At 50.3% G+C, this 20,356-nt stretch carries 21 protein-coding genes; 12 read left to right on the plus strand and 9 right to left on the minus strand.

The genetic code is table 11. The annotated features are described in order from the left end of the window. A complete protein-coding gene (locus tag AC286M_RS21635; RefSeq protein WP_488206362.1) occupies positions 1–642 on the minus strand; it encodes a MotA/TolQ/ExbB proton channel family protein in 642 nt (213 codons plus the stop codon). A 227-nt stretch (positions 643–869) separates the two neighbouring features. Then, positions 870–1,661 carry an LmeA family phospholipid-binding protein gene (locus AC286M_RS21640; RefSeq protein ID WP_488206363.1) on the minus strand — a complete coding sequence of 264 codons (792 nt, stop codon included), beginning with the start codon at positions 1,659–1,661 and terminating at the stop codon, positions 870–872. A 425-nt stretch (positions 1,662–2,086) separates the two neighbouring features. Here AC286M_RS21640 and rbp point away from each other — a divergent pair, with 425 nt between their 5' ends. Together rbp and AC286M_RS21650 are read left to right on the plus strand one after the other, a co-directional pair. Then, positions 2,087–2,341, plus strand: coding sequence for an RNA-binding regulator (rbp, locus tag AC286M_RS21645; protein WP_488206364.1), 255 nt, complete (start codon positions 2,087–2,089; stop codon positions 2,339–2,341). A gap of 117 nt (positions 2,342–2,458) precedes the next feature. Further along, positions 2,459–3,991 carry a YcjF family protein gene (locus AC286M_RS21650; RefSeq protein ID WP_488206365.1) on the plus strand — a complete coding sequence of 511 codons (1,533 nt, stop codon included), beginning with the start codon at positions 2,459–2,461 and terminating at the stop codon, positions 3,989–3,991. Here the strand turns inward: AC286M_RS21650 and AC286M_RS21655 are convergent. Then, a complete protein-coding gene (locus AC286M_RS21655; RefSeq protein ID WP_488206366.1) occupies positions 3,900–4,151 on the minus strand; it encodes a hypothetical protein in 252 nt (83 codons plus the stop codon). The genes AC286M_RS21650 and AC286M_RS21655 overlap by 92 nt on opposite strands. Positions 4,152–4,366: 215 nt before the next feature. On the opposite strand from AC286M_RS21655, the gene AC286M_RS21660 reads away from it, so the two are divergent. The 6 genes from AC286M_RS21660 (at position 4,367) to AC286M_RS21685 (ending at position 8,327) form a co-directional block, all read left to right on the plus strand. Then, complete coding sequence (locus AC286M_RS21660; protein ID WP_488206367.1) at positions 4,367–5,356, plus strand: ABC transporter ATP-binding protein; 990 nt, start codon at positions 4,367–4,369, stop codon at positions 5,354–5,356. Between the two features lie 127 nt (positions 5,357–5,483). Then, the gene (locus AC286M_RS21665; protein ID WP_488206368.1) at positions 5,484–5,888 is read left to right on the plus strand and encodes a hypothetical protein; all 405 of its coding nucleotides are present in this window, start codon (positions 5,484–5,486) and stop codon (positions 5,886–5,888) included. Between the two features lie 80 nt (positions 5,889–5,968). Further along, a complete protein-coding gene (locus AC286M_RS21670) occupies positions 5,969–6,181 on the plus strand; it encodes a type II toxin-antitoxin system HicB family antitoxin (protein WP_488206369.1) in 213 nt (70 codons plus the stop codon). A gap of 3 nt (positions 6,182–6,184) precedes the next feature. Next, positions 6,185–6,409: a type II toxin-antitoxin system HicA family toxin gene (locus AC286M_RS21675; RefSeq protein ID WP_488206370.1), complete on the plus strand. Its 225-nt coding sequence runs from the start codon at positions 6,185–6,187 to the stop codon at positions 6,407–6,409. A gap of 60 nt (positions 6,410–6,469) precedes the next feature. Then, positions 6,470–6,700 (plus strand): DUF4089 domain-containing protein, encoded by a 231-nt coding sequence (locus AC286M_RS21680; protein ID WP_488206371.1) that lies wholly within the window; start codon positions 6,470–6,472, stop codon positions 6,698–6,700. Positions 6,701–6,917: 217 nt separating this feature from the next. Then, positions 6,918–8,327: an AtzE family amidohydrolase gene (locus tag AC286M_RS21685; protein ID WP_488206372.1), complete on the plus strand. Its 1,410-nt coding sequence runs from the start codon at positions 6,918–6,920 to the stop codon at positions 8,325–8,327. A 181-nt stretch (positions 8,328–8,508) separates the two neighbouring features. On the opposite strand, the gene AC286M_RS21690 is transcribed toward AC286M_RS21685, so the two are convergent. Further along, positions 8,509–8,943 carry a slr1601 family putative cell division protein gene (locus tag AC286M_RS21690; protein WP_488206373.1) on the minus strand — a complete coding sequence of 145 codons (435 nt, stop codon included), beginning with the start codon at positions 8,941–8,943 and terminating at the stop codon, positions 8,509–8,511. 417 nt (positions 8,944–9,360) lie between these two features. On the opposite strand from AC286M_RS21690, the gene AC286M_RS21695 reads away from it, so the two are divergent. From AC286M_RS21695 to AC286M_RS21705, 3 genes are all read left to right on the plus strand, one after another. Then, positions 9,361–10,023, plus strand: coding sequence for an Npun_F0813 family protein (locus AC286M_RS21695; RefSeq protein WP_488206374.1), 663 nt, complete (start codon positions 9,361–9,363; stop codon positions 10,021–10,023). Between the two features lie 347 nt (positions 10,024–10,370). After that, positions 10,371–11,399, plus strand: a complete 1,029-nt coding sequence (locus AC286M_RS21700) for a hypothetical protein (protein ID WP_488206375.1) — start codon at positions 10,371–10,373, stop codon at positions 11,397–11,399. Between the two features lie 67 nt (positions 11,400–11,466). Further along, the gene (locus AC286M_RS21705; protein ID WP_488206376.1) at positions 11,467–12,549 is read left to right on the plus strand and encodes a hypothetical protein; all 1,083 of its coding nucleotides are present in this window, start codon (positions 11,467–11,469) and stop codon (positions 12,547–12,549) included. A 62-nt stretch (positions 12,550–12,611) separates the two neighbouring features. On the opposite strand, the gene AC286M_RS21710 is transcribed toward AC286M_RS21705, so the two are convergent. From AC286M_RS21710 to AC286M_RS21725, 4 genes are all read right to left on the minus strand, one after another. Next, positions 12,612–13,748 (minus strand): OmpA family protein, encoded by a 1,137-nt coding sequence (locus tag AC286M_RS21710; protein ID WP_488206377.1) that lies wholly within the window; start codon positions 13,746–13,748, stop codon positions 12,612–12,614. 171 nt (positions 13,749–13,919) lie between these two features. Next, positions 13,920–14,414: a bilin-binding protein gene (locus AC286M_RS21715; RefSeq protein WP_488206378.1), complete on the minus strand. Its 495-nt coding sequence runs from the start codon at positions 14,412–14,414 to the stop codon at positions 13,920–13,922. Positions 14,415–14,953: 539 nt separating this feature from the next. Next, complete coding sequence (pgr5, locus tag AC286M_RS21720) at positions 14,954–15,151, minus strand: cyclic electron transport protein PGR5 (protein WP_488206379.1); 198 nt, start codon at positions 15,149–15,151, stop codon at positions 14,954–14,956. 364 nt (positions 15,152–15,515) lie between these two features. Continuing rightward, entirely contained in the window at positions 15,516–16,805 is a 1,290-nt protein-coding gene (locus AC286M_RS21725) for a valine--pyruvate transaminase (protein WP_488206380.1), read from the minus strand. Between the two features lie 849 nt (positions 16,806–17,654). Between AC286M_RS21725 and glgP the strand changes: the two genes are divergently transcribed. Further along, positions 17,655–19,874 (plus strand): alpha-glucan family phosphorylase, encoded by a 2,220-nt coding sequence (glgP, locus tag AC286M_RS21730; RefSeq protein ID WP_488206381.1) that lies wholly within the window; start codon positions 17,655–17,657, stop codon positions 19,872–19,874. 63 nt (positions 19,875–19,937) lie between these two features. Here glgP and AC286M_RS21735 read toward each other — a convergent pair whose 3' ends face one another. Then, a complete protein-coding gene (locus AC286M_RS21735) occupies positions 19,938–20,303 on the minus strand; it encodes a translation initiation factor (protein ID WP_488206382.1) in 366 nt (121 codons plus the stop codon). Positions 20,304–20,356 lie beyond the last annotated feature (53 nt).

The raw sequence follows: 20,356 nt of genomic DNA on the forward strand, positions 1-20,356 counted from the left end.
TTACATCCTGCTGCGCTGACTCGCCGCATATCGATATCGATACAGCAGCTCCAAGCGACCACCAAATTCTTGAATCGTCGATAGCTGACGTAGATAGAGTCCTCGAAACAAATTGGCAAATAGCAGTGTAAAAATGGCCACGACTAAGCCAGCGGCAGTCGAAATCAGCGCTTCACTAATGCCTGCGGTGACGCCTGCGGTGCTGCTGCCGCCAACATCACCGATTCGTAAAGCTGCAAATGTGTTAATTAAGCCCAAAATCGTACCCAGCAGCCCCAGCAGCGGAGCCACACCAATTACCGTTTCAAATACCGTGCTGAATCGTTTGAGAATGGGTAGTTCAGCCTGGGCCGCACTCTCCAGCGCCAGGTTAAACTCTTCTGGCGTGGCCTGATCCAGCTCCAGCGCAGCTAAGAAAATGCGCGAAATCGGCAAATTGGCGTGCTTCTCCAGTTCAGTAAAAGCAGCTTTGGGATCGCGGGGGTACAGGTGCAGAACACTGCGAATGAGAGACGGCTGCTGGAACCCAATTTGGCCCCAAAACAATAAGCGCTCCAGCACGAGGGCCGTGACAAAAATCGAAAACCCCAGCAGGGGCCACATGACGACCCCACCTAGAGCGAGCAGGTTTGAAACAGGCATAGAGGTTTAGCTGTAGAGGTTGCGGAGAATCTGGAGAATTGCGATCGCACATCATTCGTACACCTCACATCTTGCCCTAAAACCGCAAAAGAATGGTTAGGCCGTTGCAGTGCAACGGCCTAACCATTCTTTTGCGGTTTTTATGACCTGTTGTTTAGTTCCATCTGTAGGGACACGGCACTGCCGTGTTCTCCCCCCAAGATTTCGCTTGATTAAATTTGCGTTTCTTACGTCTGGGGAAAGTGATCGATCTGGGCGTACCCGCTAAACAGCAAACGCTTGCCTTGAGTCTCTAAGCGGTTAATCCGCATCATCACGCCATCTAGATTAAAACGATCCAAATCCACCATACCGTTCAGGATCTTGGCAAAGGCATTCGACAAGATTTCCGAAATGCCCTGTAGATTTTCTGGCACCTCATCGGCTAGAAACTGGGGATCAGCAAAGGCAATCCGCCGCCGCCGCTCGACCTCTAACCGAGCGAGTATGCGTACTGGAACAGCCGCTTGATTTGGTAGATCAACTGTCGCATTTAACTTAATCTGCTGATCGGGCAACAGTTCAACCTGAATATTTTCAAACGAAACCGGTTCGTCTCCCGAAATTTGCGTCAGCTCTGGGTTGTCTAAGTTTTGCAAGTGCTGCGTCACGAGATCAGCCTTAAAGGCATCATTGATGGCTTGCTCAGACAAAATCACCTGTGCAACTGCTTGGGTCGGCTGACGCAGCTTGATCTTTCCTTGCAGGGCTGCACCGAAATCGATAGAAACGGCGTCTGTCTCAAACGACATTTCTTCGACTTCAAAGTCTCGGCGAATCACCAGCCCGCGCCCCTTCATGCTAAAACTGTCGATTCCACCCTGAAGTAGCTTGCTCGATGGATAGCACCGGATGTCTACCTCTAAATCGTCACACCGACTAAAGAGGTGACGTAGGGACTGACCCGCAACTGTATTCAGCATACGCTCTCCGAAATCAGTACCCGCTGAGTTTTTGAAGCTTGTAAGGCTACCAAACATGAAGTCCCTACGATACGTTATAGTTCTGCTCTACTCACTTGTAACAAAATATGAAGCAAACGACAATTATTGATTAGAAAGACCCCGAAAATGGCATATGTCTAATGTCTGAGTTTGACGACCTGTAATGCTCAGAATAAGCATTTGAAAAGGATTTGATAATCTTATAGTTATCATTAATTAACTCTAAAGGGCATAAGTGTCTATTTGTCAAGGATTGGTGTGAATCAGGGATTGAAAAGGTGAAAACAGGAGAGAAAAATTGCGAGATGTAAGGGGAAGTACTGCGGTTTATAAATAGATGGGCTATGATGTCTGCCAAGATTCGGTATAAAAAGCTGAAAACTATTCGGGAATAAGCACCATAGCGTTCTCTATGTTTTCATGCCGTATCCTTCTATGCCTAGTTTGATTTGGTGAGAATCGTGACTATTTACGTTGGTAATCTATCATTTAGTGCAACCGAAGAAGATTTGATGGAGGTCTTCACCGAATACGGTACAGTGCGGCGCATCAGTCTTCCGGTTGATCGCGAAACAGGAAAAAAGCGTGGCTTCGCTTTTATTGAAATGGAAAGTGAAGAAAACGAAGACGCTGCCATCTCAGAACTAGACGGTGCGGAATGGCTAGGTCGTGAATTGCGAGTCAATAAGGCCAAGCCTCGCGAGTCTCGCCGTTAATCATCATTTCAAATGGTCATAGCCTCAACTTGCCTCTGGTGCAGGTTATAAAATTCGCGGGCTAGCCGTTTAGTTGTGTTAATTTGAGCCCAGTATACTGTGCTGGGTTCATTTGTTATGCAAAGTTTCCGGTATCTGCCGATTGCGATCGCAGTTTTTGTGATCGTCATTCTGATGATCATTGCGATTGGCTTTCTGGCAGGCATCTACGCCGATATTGCCCTGATTTCGCCGCTGTTAGCGAGGGTGCTGCTGGTTGTTTTGCTGCTGGCTTTAGCGGCTGCGATCGCAGGTTTGGGCTACTACGGTTACTTATTTCTGCGCCCCAGGCGGCGGCGCTGGCGGCAACCTGTCCCTCGCAGCAAGGCCGAAGCCGCAGATGCCACGCTGCAAGCACTACAGCGACAAGCCGAGCAGATTCAGGACGAAGTGGCCCGTCAGGCCATGCTACAGCGGTCAAGCCAGCTGGCGGCAGATTTTTCCCAGCGAGATCTCCGCATCGTCCTATTTGGCGCGGGTTCTGTCGGCAAGACTTCGATTGTGAATGCGATTATGGGCGCGTTTGTTGGTCAGGTTGGCGCACCGATGGGCACAACGCAGACCGAAGCCACCTATCGGCTCCAGCTCAGCGGCCTGCGGCGAGACATTCAGCTCGTCGATACAGCCGGGTTATTTGAGGCTGCGATCACAGGTGCAGACCGAGCTAATCAAGCGCGGGAATTAGCTATTTCAGCCGATTTGATTTTATTTGTGGTCGATAACGACCTGCGCCAGTCGGAATTTGTGCTGCTGGAGCAGTTAGCAACACTGGGTAAGCGCCTGCTGCTAGTGTTTAACAAGATGGATTTATATCCCGAAGCGGAGCAGCAGCAGATTATAGCTCAGCTTCAGCGGCGATTGAGCAAGCTAATTGCGCCCCAGGATGTAATTGCGATCGCGGCTGATCCGCCAATCGTTTCTATCAGCCAAAATGAAGTCTTCCAGCCGGAACCGATTATTGAACCGCTGCTGCGCCGCATGGCAGCAGTTCTACGTTCCGAGGGCGAGGATCTGGTGGCCGATAATCTCCTGCTCCAGTCTAAGCAGCTAGGCGAACAGGCGCGACAGCTCATTGCTCAGCAGCGCCAGCAGCAGGCCGATCAGGTGATTGATCGCTATCAGTGGATTGGCGCGGGGGTCGTCGCCGTTACGCCATTACCCGGTGTGGATTTGCTGGCGACGGCGGCCATTAATGCCCAGATGGTGGTCGAACTGGGCCGTATTTATGGCTGCAAGATGGACATTGAACGGGGGCGGGAGTTGGCCCTGTCGCTGGCGAAAACCTTGGGCAGCCTTGGTATCGTTAAAGGAGCGCTGCAGCTGCTGACGGTAGGGCTACAGACCAATGTGGCCACTTTGGTAGTGGGTCGCAGCATTCAAGGTGTGACTGCGGCTTACCTGATTCGCATCGCGGGCAAAAGCTTTGTGGAATATTTTCAGAGCGATCAGGACTGGGGCGATGGTGGCATGTCCGACGTGGTGCAGCGGCAGTTTCAGCTCAATCGGCGGGATGAACTCGTCAAAGCGTTTCTCCAAGATGCGATCGCACGGGTTGTGACTCCGATTGCTGAATCGCTCCAGTCACAGCCTGATTCATCGTCCGGTTCATAGACAGATTCACAGTTGCGTGGGGAATAATCAGTAAATCGTCAATCGGAGCAGGTTTCATCTCACCCCGGAAATCCAGCAGTTGCACCACCAACAGGTAAAGGATGGCCAGCAGAATAGAAATAGCGCCAGTGACGACGGCAACCAGTTTTGAGCGATCCATCAGTTAATCCTTCAAGTCCAATTTTTAATAGTTGTGTGGAAACGATTGTTGATCAATCGGTAAGACGACATCACTAACAATCCCAATCTGAATACCACGACCTAATCTTTAATAGAATAGAGCGTGATCAGTCAGTCGTTGACTGCTAACGCAGATTTAACGACTTACCCGTAATATAGCGGTTGCAACCAGTTGATTCAGAACTAGAACTGAGCATGACAGTTGATGCATCTCTCCCAAACGAATCAAACGACGAGCCAATGGCGGCACCTCCCGTGGTCGTCCAAACTCAAGGATTACGCAAGGACTATCGGACGGGGTTCTTTCTCAATAAAAAGCTGACGCCATTAAAAAACTGCTCCCTAGAGGTTTATCAGGGGGAAACATTTGGCCTGCTCGGCCCCAATGGAGCGGGTAAAACGACCCTGCTGAAAACGCTATTGGGTATCGTGCGCCCGACTCACGGAGAAGGAAAACTGCTGGGCGAACCCCTCGGCAACCGCCACGTCAAGAGTCGGATCGGCTATCTGCCGGAAAACGCCTATTTTTACGACTACCTGACCGGCTGGGAATTTTTGCAGTACACGGCGGGACTGTTCGGCATTCCCCGGTCAGTACAAAAGAAGCGGATTCCTGAACTGCTGGATTTGGTGGGACTGGCTCGTTCCACCGCCACCAAGAAGCAGCTACGGCAGTATTCCAAAGGAATGCTCCAGCGGGTTGGCATGGCGCAGGCGCTGATCAATAACCCCGATTTGGTCTTTTTGGATGAACCGATGTCCGGCCTTGACCCGATGGGTCGCTACCAAATTCGCGAAATTATCCTGTCGCTGAAAGCCCAGGGCAAAACAATTTTCTTTAACAGTCACGTTTTGTCTGACGTGGAAATGATCTGCGATCGCATTGCCATCTTGGCGCAGGGTGAACTGATTTGCGTTGGTTCGCTGGATGAACTGCTCGGCACACCGACGGCCTATCAGGTACAGGGACGAGGCGGCAGTCTGGACGTGCTCAAAAAGTGGCTGACCAGCCTAGAGTTTCAGGACGGCTACTGGAAAGGTCAATTGGAGGCTAATCCCTACGATTTTCTCTCTAGTCTGCGGCTGATGGGCGGCAAGGTCACGTCACTGAGTTTGACTCGCCCCTCGCTGGAAGAGTTCTTTATGCAGCAGCTCCGGCAGCGTAATATTACTGTCAGCCAATAGACTTTAATTGGAAACAAAGTTTTTGGGGTTGGAAACTGTTTTGTAGCGCGGCTTCACCGCGCTACAAAACAGTTTCCGATAAAGTCTAATAGTCAGCCAATAGCCAGCCAATAACGACCGATTCGGAATGACTGATTCCCAACCAGTTCAACCGCTCACACCAGAAGGGATTCGCGCAACGCTAGAGCACATTCAGGCTCAGCAATCTTCGGATTCGCCGCCTATTGATCAGCAGGCACTGCACATTTATCAGCGGCTGATGGAAATCTACAGCGTTGTCTGCGTGGGCGGGGTTGAGGCTCAAATTGAGGCAACTCAGCACAGCCAGCAGCGCCAAATTCAAATTCTGCAAGCCGAAGCCGATCCCAACTGCCCCCAGCTTTTGCAACAGGAACTAGCCGATTTAGAACGAGCCACCCGCTGGCGAATTCAGCAGCTCCGGCACATTTCACCCGCCGACGAAGCAGCCGTTCGTGCTTGCTTGCCAGATATCGAAACGTTTATTGCGGAGCTAACCTCGTCAAAAGCGTAATTCTGACCATTTCCGAGTTTTGAAGCTTTATCCTAAACATATTAGTTCAATCATTATTCAAAACACCCTCAGTTAGCTGTATGAGAACGTTTACTGCAATTGTGGAGCGAGATCCAGACACCAAACTCTATGTTGGTTATGTTCCGGGATTTCCAGGAGCACATTCACAAGGAGAAACTCTGGATGAACTACAGGAGAATATTCGTGAAGTTATTGAAATGCTTTTAGAGGATGAAGAAACCCTGGCTTTCGAAACAGAATTTATTGGAACGCAGCAAATTGTAGTTCAGTAGGTTATGGGCAGTATTCCAGTTCTGAAACCGAATGAGATTGTCCGCATCCTGGAAAACCTTGGGTTTACCGAAGTACGGCAGAAAGGCTCCCATAAGCAGTTTCGGCATGAAGATGGTAGAGGAACAACTGTTCCATTTCACAAAGGTCGTGATATTTCACCCAGATTGCTACGACAGATTGCCAGTGATATTGAGTTAACGGTTGAAGAGATGCTTGAAGCAAGGTGAAATTGACTGTCAACTGTATGATGGATGTATCGTTAAACCTGCGATCGCACCTCATTCGCCATGACTCACTCCTCCGATTCACCCCATCCCTCCAACCTGCCCAACACCACTCCAGACATTGACTTCGCCGCCTACGTCAACAACGCAGCACCGATGCTAGGCTTTGCGCTGACGCCTGAAACTCAGCAGGGCGTGATTGATAATTTAGAGCGCATTTATCCAATTGCTCAAATAGTCAACGAGTTTCCGCTACCGTCTGATCTAGAAGCAGCACCCCAATTTGAGCCATAATTTAAGCTTGGTTTCTCGTCTGTGAGAGGGAATGGGTTTGCAGGCGCTGAGCGCCTGTAATATCAGATTTGGTTGAAAATCCATAACTTAATTTTTTGTGAAACGATTGCGGAGCAACCGTTTCACAAAAATAAATTGGGTTCTTATACACAGACTTGATATAAACTCATTCCCTCTCACAGATTCATCTCTGCTGTTTACCTCCTGTCAGGTTGTTATGACTTTACCAACCGCCACGCTTTTGGCTGCCCGCATTGCACATCAGGAAGTCACAGCGGAGGCGACGATTGCGGCGACCTTAGCTCGAATTGCGGCCCACAACGAAACGCTCAACTGCTTCACCACAATCCTGGCCGACGAAGCGATCGCAGCTGCCCGCCAGATTGATACTGCGATCGCAAATGGCATTGATCCGGGGCCACTGTCCGGTGTGCCGTTTGCGGTCAAGGATCTGCTGGATATTGAAGGCGTAACAACCCTGGCTGGCTCAAAAATCAATCGGGAATTGCCGCCTGCGACTGTCGATGCGACAACGGTAGCGCGGCTGAAGCAGGCTGGCGCAATTCTGGTCGGGGCGCTCAATATGGACGAGTATGCCTACGGGTTTGTCACCGAAAATTCTCACTATGGCCCCACTCGTAATCCCCACGATCTCGCGCGGGTAGCAGGCGGTTCGTCCGGTGGTTCAGCCGCTGCCGTGGCCGCTGAGCTAGTGCCGATAACCTTGGGGTCAGATACCAACGGTTCAATTCGGGTTCCCGCCTCATTCTGCGGCATTTTAGGGCTGAAGCCGACCTATGGCCGCATTTCCCGAGCCGGAGCGTTTCTGTTCAGCAATAGCCTAGATCACATTGGCCCCTTTGCCCGCTCAGTGGCCGACATCGCAACTGCGTTTGATGTCTTGGAAGGGCCAGATTCGCGCGATCCAATCTGCTGCAAGCGATCACCCGAATTGGTTCTAGATACGATTGACCAGGGGCTGGATAGTCTAAAAATTGCGATCGCAGATGGCTATTTTGCTCAAAAAATGCAGCCTGACGTCGCGCGAGGCTTTGAGCAAGTCGTCAAAGCGCTCAACGTTACTCAGCACATCACCATTCCCGAAGCTCATCGCGCCCGCGCTGCTGCTTATATCATCACAGCCAGCGAAGGCAGTAACTTTCATTGGCAAAATCTGCGATCGCGTCCCCAAGACTTTGACCCAGCCACCCGCGATCGGTTTATTGCCGGAGCGTTTATTCCGTCTACCTGGTACATGCAAGCCCAGCGCTTCCGCCGCTGGTATCGCGATCGGGTACGAGAACTTTTTCAATCGGTGGATATCATCTTGGCTCCCACAACGCCCTGCGTCGCTCCCGAAATCGGCCAGCAAACCATGACGCTGGATGGAGAGGAAATGCTGGTGCGGCCCAACTTGGGCCTCTACACCCAGCCGCTGTCATTCATCGGCCTACCGATTCTCTCGGTGCCAGTTTTCCTACCCGATCAACCGCTACCCGTCGGCATTCAAATCATCGGCGCGCCCTATCAAGAGGCGAAAGTGCTACGTGTGGCTGCCGTTCTCGAAGCAATGGGCGTCATCACCTGCCAAGAACCCCAAATCAACTTCACAAAGCAACAGCCATAGTCATATTGATTAGTACGTTTTTGTGGCGCGTCTCCGCCGCGCCACAAAAACGTCTGTGTCCTAACAGTACTGACTACAGCACCAAAAAACGAAGAAGGGCGAGTGCCACTCGCCCCCTACGCAAGGTCTACTTGATCTGAGTAGCCAAATAGCTTTTAACGCCTCTTACCTTACTCCCCCTTTAATGTTGCGATGCAGGATACGGATCAACCCATACCACCTGCCGCTGATTAGGCTGGAGCCGATTGGTCTGCTCTTGCATAATTGAGCCAACCTGCTGTGGATCGAAGTGGCGGCTAAAATCTGTTTCAATCGTATCGACGCGCTGTTCGGTACGGCTTAGCTCGGTTTTGATTTGCTTCAGCTTAGCCTGCTGATTTTGGTGATAGGGCAGCAAGCGGGCAATGGTTGAGCCAGCTAGGGCAATCAGCAGCAAATTTACCCCCAGCTTGAGCGACACTTCGATAAGCAGTTCACGCTGCACCGAGCGGGCTGAAGACCTATTACGACGCGCCTGATGAGGATGATTCTGCGATCGCAACTTGGCCGCAGCCCGAGATGGCGGACGAGACGATTGAGTCAACGGTTGAGGCGGTGGGGTTGGGAGCGATTGCATAGTTCCGGCAGGCAATAAACTGGACATAAATGGGAAAGTTTAGAGACAGGATAGCAGGCTTTTCAAAATTTGCCGCAAAATTAGCTGTGATCGTAGAGAAAGAGCTGGATCAGCCGTCTTACACCAGACCTTATACTATTAACTTATGGTCATTTTATGGTCATTCAGCTTCAGCAATTGTGTGCATTGTGATACCAGAAATGGCAAGTTAAACAAACAGGTTTGTTCTGATTCTGTCAAAATGCGGTATCCTCGATGCACTTGCTCAGTCGTCCGCTAGCTTCTGAATGCGATCGCATTCGCTAAATCAATATCAATGACTTAGCCTGTGCATCGTCGTTCTTCGATTTCTAGCGGGAAACATTAGCAAGACAAGTCCGCCACTTGTGGCTTCCATATGGGTCAGCTGGCAGCGTCATGTTTATTCTTAAACGACAGGATGTTGAGATATCCAGCATCCCTCATCCTCAAAAAGACCAGACCATTCCAATCCTGCACTACCAGGGGCAAACGTTTCGCCTGATTAGCGTGTTTAACGCGGCCCAGGAGGACGATGCTCGCTCGTTTTGGCGAGATTTGACCGATAATCGGGGAAAAGCCTGCGTTTTGCTGGAAGAACCTGAGCGCTACAGCGTTTGGGGCAAAGTTCGCTTAGATGCGGTAGGCACTTCTGGTCAAGAAGACGAAGAAATTGATGATTTATATATCCAAGCTGGTTTACTGCTGCTGCAAGCTGTTTATTTTGATATTGAAGACCTGCTCGGAGCTAAGCAAGCTAAAGCCTTTGAAAATGACATCACGCAGATGTTTTTGCAGTGGCGGTTTCCAGATGCGAATTCGCCCAGTGCTGTCAATCTTTTACTCAATGAAGATCCAATTGAGCGAAAAGTGTTTCCAGCTTGGCAAGAACACCATTTGAATACGCTGATGCAAGAGCTTTATCGGTTGGCTAAAACCTACTTCGGCAACGATACGTTTACAGAACGAGTATTAGATGCGCTGCAAGATCTGCCGGGTAACGGTGCACAGCAATTTAATCAGTGGTTGAAACGATCCCCCACGGGGAAACTCTGGCAGTAATTCCGCGATGTATAGTCATTATGCCTACATGCTATGCCTAAACCGCATGAAGACTCATCCGAAACCAGCAGAGGAGATGTATCGCGTTTACAATCGACGGCCATATCACCGCTCAGGTTTTGAGAGCAAGATTATCTAAATGATAGCCTTAAGAATCATTGAATTTCTGAGTTGGATTCCGCCTCGTATGCGACGCTTCTGTCAGCTAGCGCGAATTTAGTCTTGATAGATCAAAACTTGACAGATCAAGAGAAGTTAACGATGGTTATATTTCTATATTGCATGGGTTGCCCCGTTGACTAATAAAGCTTGTTATTTGGGTGTTGTGATTTTTGAGGAGGAATCCTGTGGCCAGTAAGTCATCTGACTCCAAGTCTGCCCTCTCCGTTCCACAGTTGGTGTCAGCTGCGATCGCATGGGCAGTGATTTCGCTCCTATTCTTCTTGTTATTCAGCGTTTCAGGTGGAGACGACCGTCCTCTTTGGTACACCATTGCGACTTACATTTTTGAAATGGTGGCTTTTGCGGGTGCGGCTGTGCTGTGTTTCCGCAATTGGCGCAGCTCTCAGATTGTTAGTGGCCGAGGCGTTTGGCTCGCCATTGGCCTTGGGATGGCTTCTTATTTTCTCGGTAGCTTGATTTTTGGTATCTGGGAAGTCATCTGGCTACAAGATCCAGCCGTTTCCCTAGCCGACATTTTTTACATCGCCACCTATATCTTTTTGGCCTGGGGCATGATCCAAGCGGTTTTACCCCGACGACTGAGCCTAGAACTCTATCAGTGGCTCATTGTTGGCGTCGTCGTTGTTTTGAGCGTCGTACTTGCTGTCTTTTTATGGTTCGGTGCAGGTGATGAAGCCGCTGCTCAGCTCAGAACTCCCTTGGGCGTGAGAGAAGCCGTTGCCCAAACGACTCCTGAGGGGACAGGCGAAGAGGCAGCACCCGCTCCTGAGATCGCACCAGCAGAGACGCCTGATGATGCTGTACAGGAAACACCTGAAACTGAAGCAGCTACCGAAATTGACAGCCCTGCGCCGGGTTGGGTAATCGCTCTGGATGACGCACTCTCACCGTTAGAAGGCATTGTGGGACTGCTGTATATCATCGGCGACGTAGCGCTACTGGGAGCGGCAACGACCCTTTTGCTCGCGTTTTGGGGCGGACGGTTCTCTCAATCGTGGCGCATGATTGCAGCGGCAGCCTTTTGTCTCTACATTGCCGACATGTGGTTCTTGTATGCAGTAGAGCAGCCTGACTATCAGAGCGGCAGTTTGCCAGAAGTCTTTTGGGTCTTTTCCGGTGTTTTGTTTGCGATTGGAGCCGCATTGGAGTACGGTGTATCCACCCGCTCACGGCGAGGACGGCGGCGGTCTTAAGCTAACATGCAGATCGCACAGATTGTGGCGATAATGAAACATAGTGGCGCGGCTAGGAAATGGTGGCATGGCTCCCAAAAAACTCTCAGATTCAGAAAAGCAGGACATCGTCAGTCTCTATCGTGAACCGGCAGAGACTACCACAACGCTGTCTGAACGCTTTGGAGTGAGCAACAGTACAATTAGCCGTATTCTTAAAAGTGCTCTTTCAAGGGAAGAGTACGATGCTTTAGTGCAGCAGAAACGGGCCAAAGGATCGTCCGCTTCTCCAAACAGCACCACGACGAGCCAGACGAGTCAACTGTCCAGCGGCACAACCGATAGCGGCAAACCGATGCCGATCACTAAATCTGCGAAGTCTAGTCAAGCGGCAGTGGATGACAGTGATGTGACTGCCGCTTCGGAGACTGCGATCGCAGATCAGATCGCAGATCAAGCCGAGTCATTCGATCTCACCGATCAAAACGAGGAAGAGGCTCGTCGCTACCGCAAGCGCAGTTCGACCAAGCCAGTGACTAAGTCAGACAAAATCAGAGCACAAGCAGAACAGGCTGTGGCGGAAAAAATTGGCCAACAGCTTCAGCTCCTGGATGCGTCCTTTCGCGATGAGGCTCCATTAGCCGTGGCTGAAGCTACCGATTCACCCGTTTTGGATACGCCCCAGTCATATGCAGCCGATGATTTAGATGATGACGATGATGATGATTTCGACGATGAGCTAGAGGATGATCTAGATGACATCGACGATCTGGATGATGATTTCGATGATGAAGACGAGGACGAGGACGACGAGTTTGACGAGGACATTTTAGACTCAACTGCGGCTAGCAATCGCGTCATCATTGAAATCTTGCCCTTCGAAGATGCCGAGCTACCTCGAACCTGTTATCTAGTGGTGGATCGGTTTGCCGAATTAATTACTCGACCGCTGCGAGAGTTTGGTCATCTAGGACAAATTCCTGAGGCAGAAATACAGGAAATGACGCTGCCTGTTTTTGATAATCATCGCGTAGCGCGGCGGTTCTCGCGGCGCAATCAGCGGGTCATTAAGGTACCTGACGGCACGATGCTGGAGAAAACCAGCGACTACTTACAAGCTAAGGGGATCACGCGTTTGCTCATAGACGGGCAGATTTATGCCCTGGATTAACTCTTAGTGTGATGAGTATATAGCCCTAGTGGCTTGCTAGCGTGGATTACTAACATAGGTAATTAGCGTGGATAAATTGTGACCTCAATCCGGCGATTGCGCTGACGGTTGAGGTCAGAGTCATTGGGGACTTGCGATCGCAAACTGCCGTAGCCAACTGTGACCCAGCGGTACTGATCGCCTAGTCGTTCGGCTAAGTAGGACTGCACTGCTTTCGCCTGCTGAAATGAAACGGTTTTGCGAGTTGCGGCCTCAATTTGGTTATCCGTATGCCCAGAAACATGAATCGTTGCACCTGGGTAATTCTGTAAATCGCGGATGATGCTGTCTAGAATAGGCCGAGTTGCTTGATTCAGCTGGGTTTCATTTGCAAACAGTACGTCACTGGGCAGCGTAATTTTGAGCGTATCAGACGCTGGAATAGCGGCATTAATATCCTGATCGATTGGATCGGTTGGGGTAGGAGGCGTAGGTGCGATCGCATTATTATCATTCGCTTCACGACTGGTTGATGGTGAAGTAGTTGATGGTGGGGACTCGGCTCCTGGTATAACGGGTTCGCTGCGTTGCTCAGTTGTGGTTGCTGTTTCGGGATTGAGGCGACGCGAAAGCTGATCAATTCGGGCTGCCAATTCGGCCTGGCTTTCCTCCTGCCCAACATCAGTTTCCAGTGCGGCCATCCGATTTTGAAGTCCTTCTAACTCTGTTCGAATCGCAGATAATTCGGCTTCGGCCTGTTCTTGAGCCTGCGGATCTAAATTGAGTGGTTCGAGGTTAGTGGCTGAGGGATCTGGAACTGGACTCGTTTGTTCAGCCTGCGTCGTCGAATCAGTAGAAACTGGCAACTCTGACAAATCAGTGTTAATCGTTGTCGTCGATGTCTCTTGTCCCCAGCGCTGCGGTAGCGAGGTAATGTCGTTGACAACAGCACTAGTCTGACGCATGACAATTTCTTGCAGGGGGGGCTCAGGATTTTGAGCTGGATAAAACTGTGCGATCGCAACTCCCAGCAGCCAAGCGGCTCCGCTGCCAACGCCCAACAGCAACAGACGCAGCCAGAACGACACAAAGCTGCGCAATCGCCCTGCCACCGAGACTGGCTGTCTGCTTGAGCCTGGCTTCGGCGGTTTAGACGATTTGGGGGGTTTTGAATTGGGCGGTTGAGGCTGGGGTGACAAATTGGGAAGTTGCGCGGCCATAGCTGATGTTGTCCAACAGTTGATCCATCAATCCATTCCATCAAAACCAATTTATGAAGATCAATAGTGATTGCCCCAATCAGGATTGTTTGAGGACAACTCACTCATCAACCGATTAGCCTGATGGAAATGGTATGAGTATAGCAACTCTCGATTCAACCGCACGCTACTCTAAGCGCCAATTTCAACCAGCGATTCGCCACTTAAGACCGCTTGATTCAACGCCAAAATTGGCCCAAACAGGGCTGCTTCCTCGGGCGAGAGATAATGCCGTATCACATCCTGCATGGCTGAATAGGTTGCGGAACAGCTTCGTTGAGCACCAAACGCTCGCATAATCGTCGCCAGCCATAGGAGTAATCGCTCGCTCAACCACGTTGGATCATCCAGTAGCATAGCTGTGGCTGAAAATCGCAAAACTCTAATCGTGTCTCGCTTCCACTTTGCAGTTAGGTCTTCAGTTCCGCGTCGTAACAGATTTGGATCGGCTGTGACTAGACAGTCGTAGACATCTTGCACAATTTTTGATTCAGCCAACTTAATTTTTTGATAGGTAATAAAGCGCAGTCGAGCAGTTTGGAGATAATCTTGCATGAATTGAAGTTCTGCATCAGAGGCATAACGGCCATCTGTTTGGGACTGGAGGCGGTTCAGTTGGCTCAACATAATTAAATAGCGTTAGCAGTGGCTTTACAGAGGGCTAATGAGACGAAATCCGCCCTAAAAACAGTTTTTACTTTTTGTGAAAGCCAGGTACAGCCTAACTTTCACAAAAGCATCCGGGTTCTTTCTAGTCGGATTCGATACCAAAGGAAATAAGTAGAGGTCGAAAGCTACTTTACATTTCTACACCATCGTTCCCAATCTTAAACCGATGTAAACAAGTTGGCTCATATCTATAATAGTCTTTCCTGCTACTGGGGTACAAGTTATTTTTTGGAAGCCTCGCGGAGCAAGGCTTCCAAAAAATAACTCCCCCTTTACCAGCGCAAGAACCGCTATATCTATAGGTGGATACAAAAATGGGGCGCTTTGGTGAAGCGCCCCTAGAAGAACCCGATCCAATGAGTATTTTGGTGAATATTCTAAAAACTAGCTGGAGAAAACATTGTGAACTCTTGTCTAAAAGAGTGCTTCAATATTTTCCGTTTGCACATTAACAACTAAATCTATAGATACCTTTACCGTTAACTGCGTCACCAACTCTACGCAAGCAGACCAAGCTTTTTGCCGTTGTCCCGTGCGAGGCGAATCATGTTTTGCCGCTTGGTGCAATCGATACCAACTTGATTACAGAAGTTGGTGATGGCTTTGGAGTGAAGTGCGATCGCTTGACCACGAACTTTGTTGAACCGTGGGTTGCCCATGAATCGGCGGATGAGAACAACGATGGGTGCAAACATTGCAACAACTCCTGCGTGCGTCTTGCGTTTTGTAACCTTATGTAAATAAATGTAACTTTAATATTTACAAAACGTCAAGAAGGGATTGACAAAGGTTTTCTGATACCAGTCATAAAACGTGCTTATTGGGTAATGGCGATTTTGGATTTTAGATGGGGTGGTGCTTGTGTTGTAGGGTGAGGGGCTTTGATACCTGCTGTGACACCTGTGTGAAAGCAAGCGGGATGAGTAAGTTAAAGCGGTCGGCTCTTGCTGACTAGTGAGCAGGGCTTTGCGTTTTTCGGAGAATATTTGAAATTATTAACGTTACCGTAAGGGCAAATGGCCATTCGTCCCCTACAAGGTACTGTTCTTTGCAGAAAGACTATGCGATCGCAGTTGCTTTAGACGAATAAACCTGTTGAACCAGTTGGCTTAAACGCTGCATCGCGTCAGCAATCTCCTCAGTGGTGGCCGTTAGGCTGATGCGGAAACACTGCTGCTTGTGCGGCCAGTTGTCGTCCTGCAGGCCGGGGAAGAAAGCGCTGCCGGGAACGACGATGACGTCGTACTCTTTGAGTTGTTGGTAAAACTCCCAGTCGGTCATCGGTAAGTCCTGGAGCCAGAGCCAAGCAAAAATTGCGCCTTCGCCACGGTGGAGATACCAGGGAATATCATTGGGCATGGCTTCATCCAGCGTGGATTCGAGGACGGCGAGTTTGGCTTGATAGTGGGGCCGAATCACCGTATGCGAGAGTTCCGCTAACGCACCGGATGCGATCGCACGGGCTGCAATTGCCTGACCGTAGCGGGAGGAGTGTAAACACTGGTTGGTGAGGAATGATTCCAAGACGCTGATCACGCGCTCATCACCGATGGCGATGCCGATTCGTTCACCGGGTAGTCCGGCTTTGGACAGGCTGGTGCAGTGAATAATATTGGATGCAAAAACGGGAGTCATGGGGGTGAAATTTAGCGCCGGAAAGGGTTCGGCATAGGCCGAATCCACCATGACGGGCACCTGATGCTGCGCCGCCAGCTCGGCAATCCGCTGCACATCGGCTTCGCTAATCACGTTTCCGGTGGGATTACAGGGACGGGAAAGCAGGACGCAGCCCGTTTGCTCGGTGATTTGAAGCTGGCTGAAATCGGGGCGGTACTTGAAACGATGCGCAGTGGTATCAATTTCAAGCGCAGGTCGATAGGCTTTCAGCGCTTCGGGATAGAGCGCCACGCCACCGTAGCCGGTATAGTCCGGCACGGAGGGCAAGACAACCTGTTTGAGAGTGCCATCCGTAGTATAGCCACCGAAGGCATTGGAAGCATAAAAGTAGAGGGATTGACTGCCAGCGGTGATCAGAATGTTGCGATCGCACAACTTCAGTCCGTACCGCTGGTTAAAATCGTTGGCTACAGCTTCAATCAGCGGTTCGTAGCCTCGGCTGGCTCCGTAGCGGCAAACCACTTCACCGTATTCTGAGCTAGCGAGAAGGTCGGCGGTGCAGTCGCGCCAGAGCCGCTCAATTTCCGGCAGGATAATAGGATTTCCGGCACTGAGGTTAATGAAACTCCGGCCAGAACCTGATTTCAGCGTTTCCATGATGTCTTTCATGATCGCCCGTACCCCCGTGAGGTGAGACATGCGATCGCCAAATTGGGTCAGGGCAGGTTCCATGATGTGCTGATTGTGTGACAGATAAATCCGAGGTTAATCATTTCAACGGTATTGATCAAGTCACAGTGTTTATGAATTGTGATTAAATTTTGTCATTAAAATTCGACGTGATTAGCCCGTTGTGATGTAGCGATACTTGTTCAGCTTGACACTTTGCATAATCCCCCTAAATCCCCCTTAAAAAAGGAGAACTTTAAATCAATATTGAAATAGCCCCCTTGTTAAGGGGGCGGCGACAGCGGGGGATCTCACAGCTACGCTAAACACATATACTCACAGTGATACAGCCACCTTTGATAAAAGTATAGACAGAGGTGAAATATCAAAGATAGGATGTACCTTGCGCCTTCTGTGTAAAGTCTTTGTAGATTGATTCAAATACACTCGACATTAAATTTGATTTGCATTGCTATTTAAGCAGAATTGCCCATTATTTCTGATATCAGCTTCCAACAATCAAGCCTTTCTTTGATTGTCTGCTCGAATCCAGATCAGGGCACTGGTGATAAAAATCCGGCTATCAAATCCCAGAATCTTTTGGGGCAACAATGTAGATCTTGTACCTATATTTTTTCTCCAAATTTAATCGGATTTCATCGGCGGATTGGGTCTGAGCATCGCATTCGGAGTCACTCTATTCTCAGCAAGGGACTCCGGCTGAGTGTTGTCGGCCTTTGCTCTCGCTCTTCCTAAAGACGAGAGTAAGTTTTGTGTCAGCAATGCTTAACCTTTTTGGCATCAGACTTAAATGTGCGATCGCAGTCAATCAACCTGCGCTTTTCAGTTGCGTACTCCGATCACATTGCAGTCACTGTTTGTTGAATTTTGTTGAATTATCGTTGAATTGTCATGGTGAATTCGTCCAGCTCATCCCCCATTATCACGTTAGCCAATCGTTTGCCCAGTCCGCTGAAGCATTTGGCTGAAATTGCCTACAACTACTGGTGGAGTTGGACACCGGAACGAGTCGGGTTATTTCAACATATTGATGCCAATTTGTGGCGGGACTGTAACCACAATCCGGTGCAGCTTTTGTGGCAGGTTCCCTATGAGCGGCTAACCCAAATTGCCGAAGATCCCATCTATCTAAAAGGCTTAAGGAGCCTGATGCGGCAGTTTAACAATTATATGAGTGAGCAGGATACCTGGGCTAACCGAGTGGCTCCGCAGATTTCGCCCCAGCATCCAGTTGCCTATTTCTGTGCCGAGTTTGGCATTCACGAGTCGCTACCCGTTTATGCGGGCGGTCTGGGCGTGTTGGCCGGTGATCACCTCAAGTCAGCCTCTGATATTGGCGTGCCGCTGGTGGGCGTTGGCCTAATGTATCGCCAGGGTTATTTTCGGCAGCGGCTCAACCGCAGCGGTTGGCAGGAAGACTACTACCTTGATAATGATTTTGAGAACCTGCCGCTAGAGCTGGTGCGATCGCAATCGGGCGATGTACTCACAGTTGAACTCAATATTCGACAGCGGGTTGTGAAAGCTCAGATTTGGCAGGTGCGGGTGGGCCGCGTCAATCTTTATCTGCTGGATACGGATCGGGAAGACAATGACCCGATTGACCGCTGGCTGACGGGCCATCTCTATGGCGGCAATCAGGACGCTCGGATTGCTCAGGAAGTGCTGCTCGGTATCGGCGGGGTGCGGGCTTTGCAACTGCTGGGGATTGAGCCATCGGTGTATCACCTGAATGAAGGCCATGCGGCGTTTGCCCTGCTGGAAGTAGCGCGGTCGGAAATTGAGCGCACGGGCCAGTCGTTCTATGACGTGGAAGAGTCAGTGTGCGATCGCGCTATTTTCACGACTCATACTCCGGTACCAGCGGGACACGATGTGTTCTCTCCGGACTTGATAGATTCCTACTTTGCCGACTACTGGCCGCAGCTCCAGCTCTCCCGTGAGCAGTTTTTGGCACTGGGGGCGCGGCGACTGGGCGATCCCTGGGAGCCGTTTGGCATGACGGTTTTAGCACTACGGCTAACTCGTGCCGCCAACGGAGTAAGCAAGCTGCACGGTGAAGTTTCTCGTAATATGTGGCAAATTCTCTATCCCGAAAAAGCGGCAGCGGAGGTGCCGATTGGGCATATCACCAACGGCGTTCATGCCCGCACCTGGACGGCCCCGCTGATGGATAACCTATATCGGGAATATCTAGGCGAAGACTGGCTGAATCGCGTGGTCAACCCCGAGCTGTGGCGCAAGATTGACGACATTCCCAATGCAGAACTGTGGCACTATCACCAAATTCTGAAAGATCGGCTGATTGCCTATACGCGCTTAAAGGTTCGCCAAGCCCGTGAAGCGCGTAAAGAAGATCCAGACACCATCTCAGCCGTGGATCGACTGCTCGATCCAAATGTGCTGACCATCGGCTTTGCCCGTCGGTTCAGTCCCTACAAGCGAGCCGTCTTGATCATGCGAGATTTCAAACGGATTGTAAATATCCTGAGCCAGCGGGGACACACTGTACAAATCATCTTTGCAGGTAAAGCGCGTCCGGCAGATGAGGAAGGCAAGCGGATGATTCAGCGACTAATAGAATGGTGCCAGCATCCAGCCCTGCGCGATCGCGTTGCCTTTATCGAAGATTACGATATGTTCACAGCCCAAAAGCTGGTGCATGGCATCGATGTGTGGCTGAATCATCCTCGTCGGCCTCTGGAAGCGTCGGGAACCAGCGGCCAGAAAGTCTGCTTAAATGGCGGGATTAACTGTAGTGTCCTTGATGGCTGGTGGTGCGAAGGCTACCTGCAAGATGCCAACGGCAAAGGCATCAACGGCTGGGCCATTGGTGAAGATGCTCATACCAGTGACCAGGAGCAGCAAGATCAAATTGACGCTGATTCGCTCTATCACCTGTTGGAAACCGAGATTGTGCCGCTGTACTACGATCGCGACGAAAACGGCATTCCCAACGGCTGGGTGAACATGATGAAGCAGTCGATTCGCACCTGTGCACCGATTTTCAACACGGACCGGATGCTGGCTGAATATGTAGCGAAGCTCTATGCACCCCAAGTGAATCTGGCAGATCTAAATCCCATTCTGGCCAGCGTCACCTCATCGTAATTTGGCAGCAACGCTGATGAGAACAGCTTGGCGACGCCAAGCTGTTCTCATCAGCGTTGCTAATTATTTGCCACCGCTAACTTTGGCACCGTAGCCTAGGTTAATCAACACTTCCACCAACTTTTGGGCGTGATCGCCTTGGATTTCAATTGTGTCATCCTTAACTGTGCCGCCTGTACCGCATTGGGCTTTCAGCTTTTTAGCCAGATCTTTCAGGTTATCCGGTGAGTGCTGTAGACCAGTAATCACTGTCACGGTTTTGCCACCGCGACCTTTGCGAGAGGCTTGGACGCGCAAATCTTGCTGGTTGGGCGGCAGATCGGGAACAGCGCGCTGCAAAGCCGGATTGTTTTGACTCGATCCGGAACCGAACTCAGAATAGACAGTGCGATCGCGGTTACTCGATTGTCCCTTCGACTTCTTACCCATGTTTCCTTACCTGTTCATCCGTTCCAAGATTAGTACATGACTCGGAGCGTTAT

The sequence above is a fragment of the Thainema salinarum CENA647 genome (assembly GCF_057732415.1).

Bases quoted from the DNA above. Each gene is read 5' to 3' on its own strand.
- AC286M_RS21635 (WP_488206362.1), bottom strand. From the start codon at position 642: ATGCCTGTTTCAAACCTGCTCGCTCTAGGTGGGGTCGTCATGTGGCCC.
- AC286M_RS21640 (WP_488206363.1), bottom strand. From the start codon at position 1,661: ATGTTTGGTAGCCTTACAAGCTTCAAAAACTCAGCGGGTACTGATTTC.
- AC286M_RS21650 (WP_488206365.1), top strand. From the start codon at position 2,459: ATGCAAAGTTTCCGGTATCTGCCGATTGCGATCGCAGTTTTTGTGATC.
- AC286M_RS21655 (WP_488206366.1), bottom strand. From the start codon at position 4,151: ATGGATCGCTCAAAACTGGTTGCCGTCGTCACTGGCGCTATTTCTATT.
- AC286M_RS21660 (WP_488206367.1), top strand. From the start codon at position 4,367: ATGACAGTTGATGCATCTCTCCCAAACGAATCAAACGACGAGCCAATG.
- AC286M_RS21665 (WP_488206368.1), top strand. From the start codon at position 5,484: ATGACTGATTCCCAACCAGTTCAACCGCTCACACCAGAAGGGATTCGC.
- AC286M_RS21670 (WP_488206369.1), top strand. From the start codon at position 5,969: ATGAGAACGTTTACTGCAATTGTGGAGCGAGATCCAGACACCAAACTC.
- AC286M_RS21675 (WP_488206370.1), top strand. From the start codon at position 6,185: ATGGGCAGTATTCCAGTTCTGAAACCGAATGAGATTGTCCGCATCCTG.
- AC286M_RS21680 (WP_488206371.1), top strand. From the start codon at position 6,470: ATGACTCACTCCTCCGATTCACCCCATCCCTCCAACCTGCCCAACACC.
- AC286M_RS21685 (WP_488206372.1), top strand. From the start codon at position 6,918: ATGACTTTACCAACCGCCACGCTTTTGGCTGCCCGCATTGCACATCAG.
- AC286M_RS21690 (WP_488206373.1), bottom strand. From the start codon at position 8,943: ATGCAATCGCTCCCAACCCCACCGCCTCAACCGTTGACTCAATCGTCT.
- AC286M_RS21695 (WP_488206374.1), top strand. From the start codon at position 9,361: ATGTTTATTCTTAAACGACAGGATGTTGAGATATCCAGCATCCCTCAT.
- AC286M_RS21705 (WP_488206376.1), top strand. From the start codon at position 11,467: ATGGCTCCCAAAAAACTCTCAGATTCAGAAAAGCAGGACATCGTCAGT.
- AC286M_RS21710 (WP_488206377.1), bottom strand. From the start codon at position 13,748: ATGGCCGCGCAACTTCCCAATTTGTCACCCCAGCCTCAACCGCCCAAT.
- AC286M_RS21715 (WP_488206378.1), bottom strand. From the start codon at position 14,414: ATGTTGAGCCAACTGAACCGCCTCCAGTCCCAAACAGATGGCCGTTAT.
- pgr5 (WP_488206379.1), bottom strand. From the start codon at position 15,151: ATGTTTGCACCCATCGTTGTTCTCATCCGCCGATTCATGGGCAACCCA.
- AC286M_RS21725 (WP_488206380.1), bottom strand. From the start codon at position 16,805: ATGGAACCTGCCCTGACCCAATTTGGCGATCGCATGTCTCACCTCACG.
- glgP (WP_488206381.1), top strand. From the start codon at position 17,655: ATGGTGAATTCGTCCAGCTCATCCCCCATTATCACGTTAGCCAATCGT.
- AC286M_RS21735 (WP_488206382.1), bottom strand. From the start codon at position 20,303: ATGGGTAAGAAGTCGAAGGGACAATCGAGTAACCGCGATCGCACTGTC.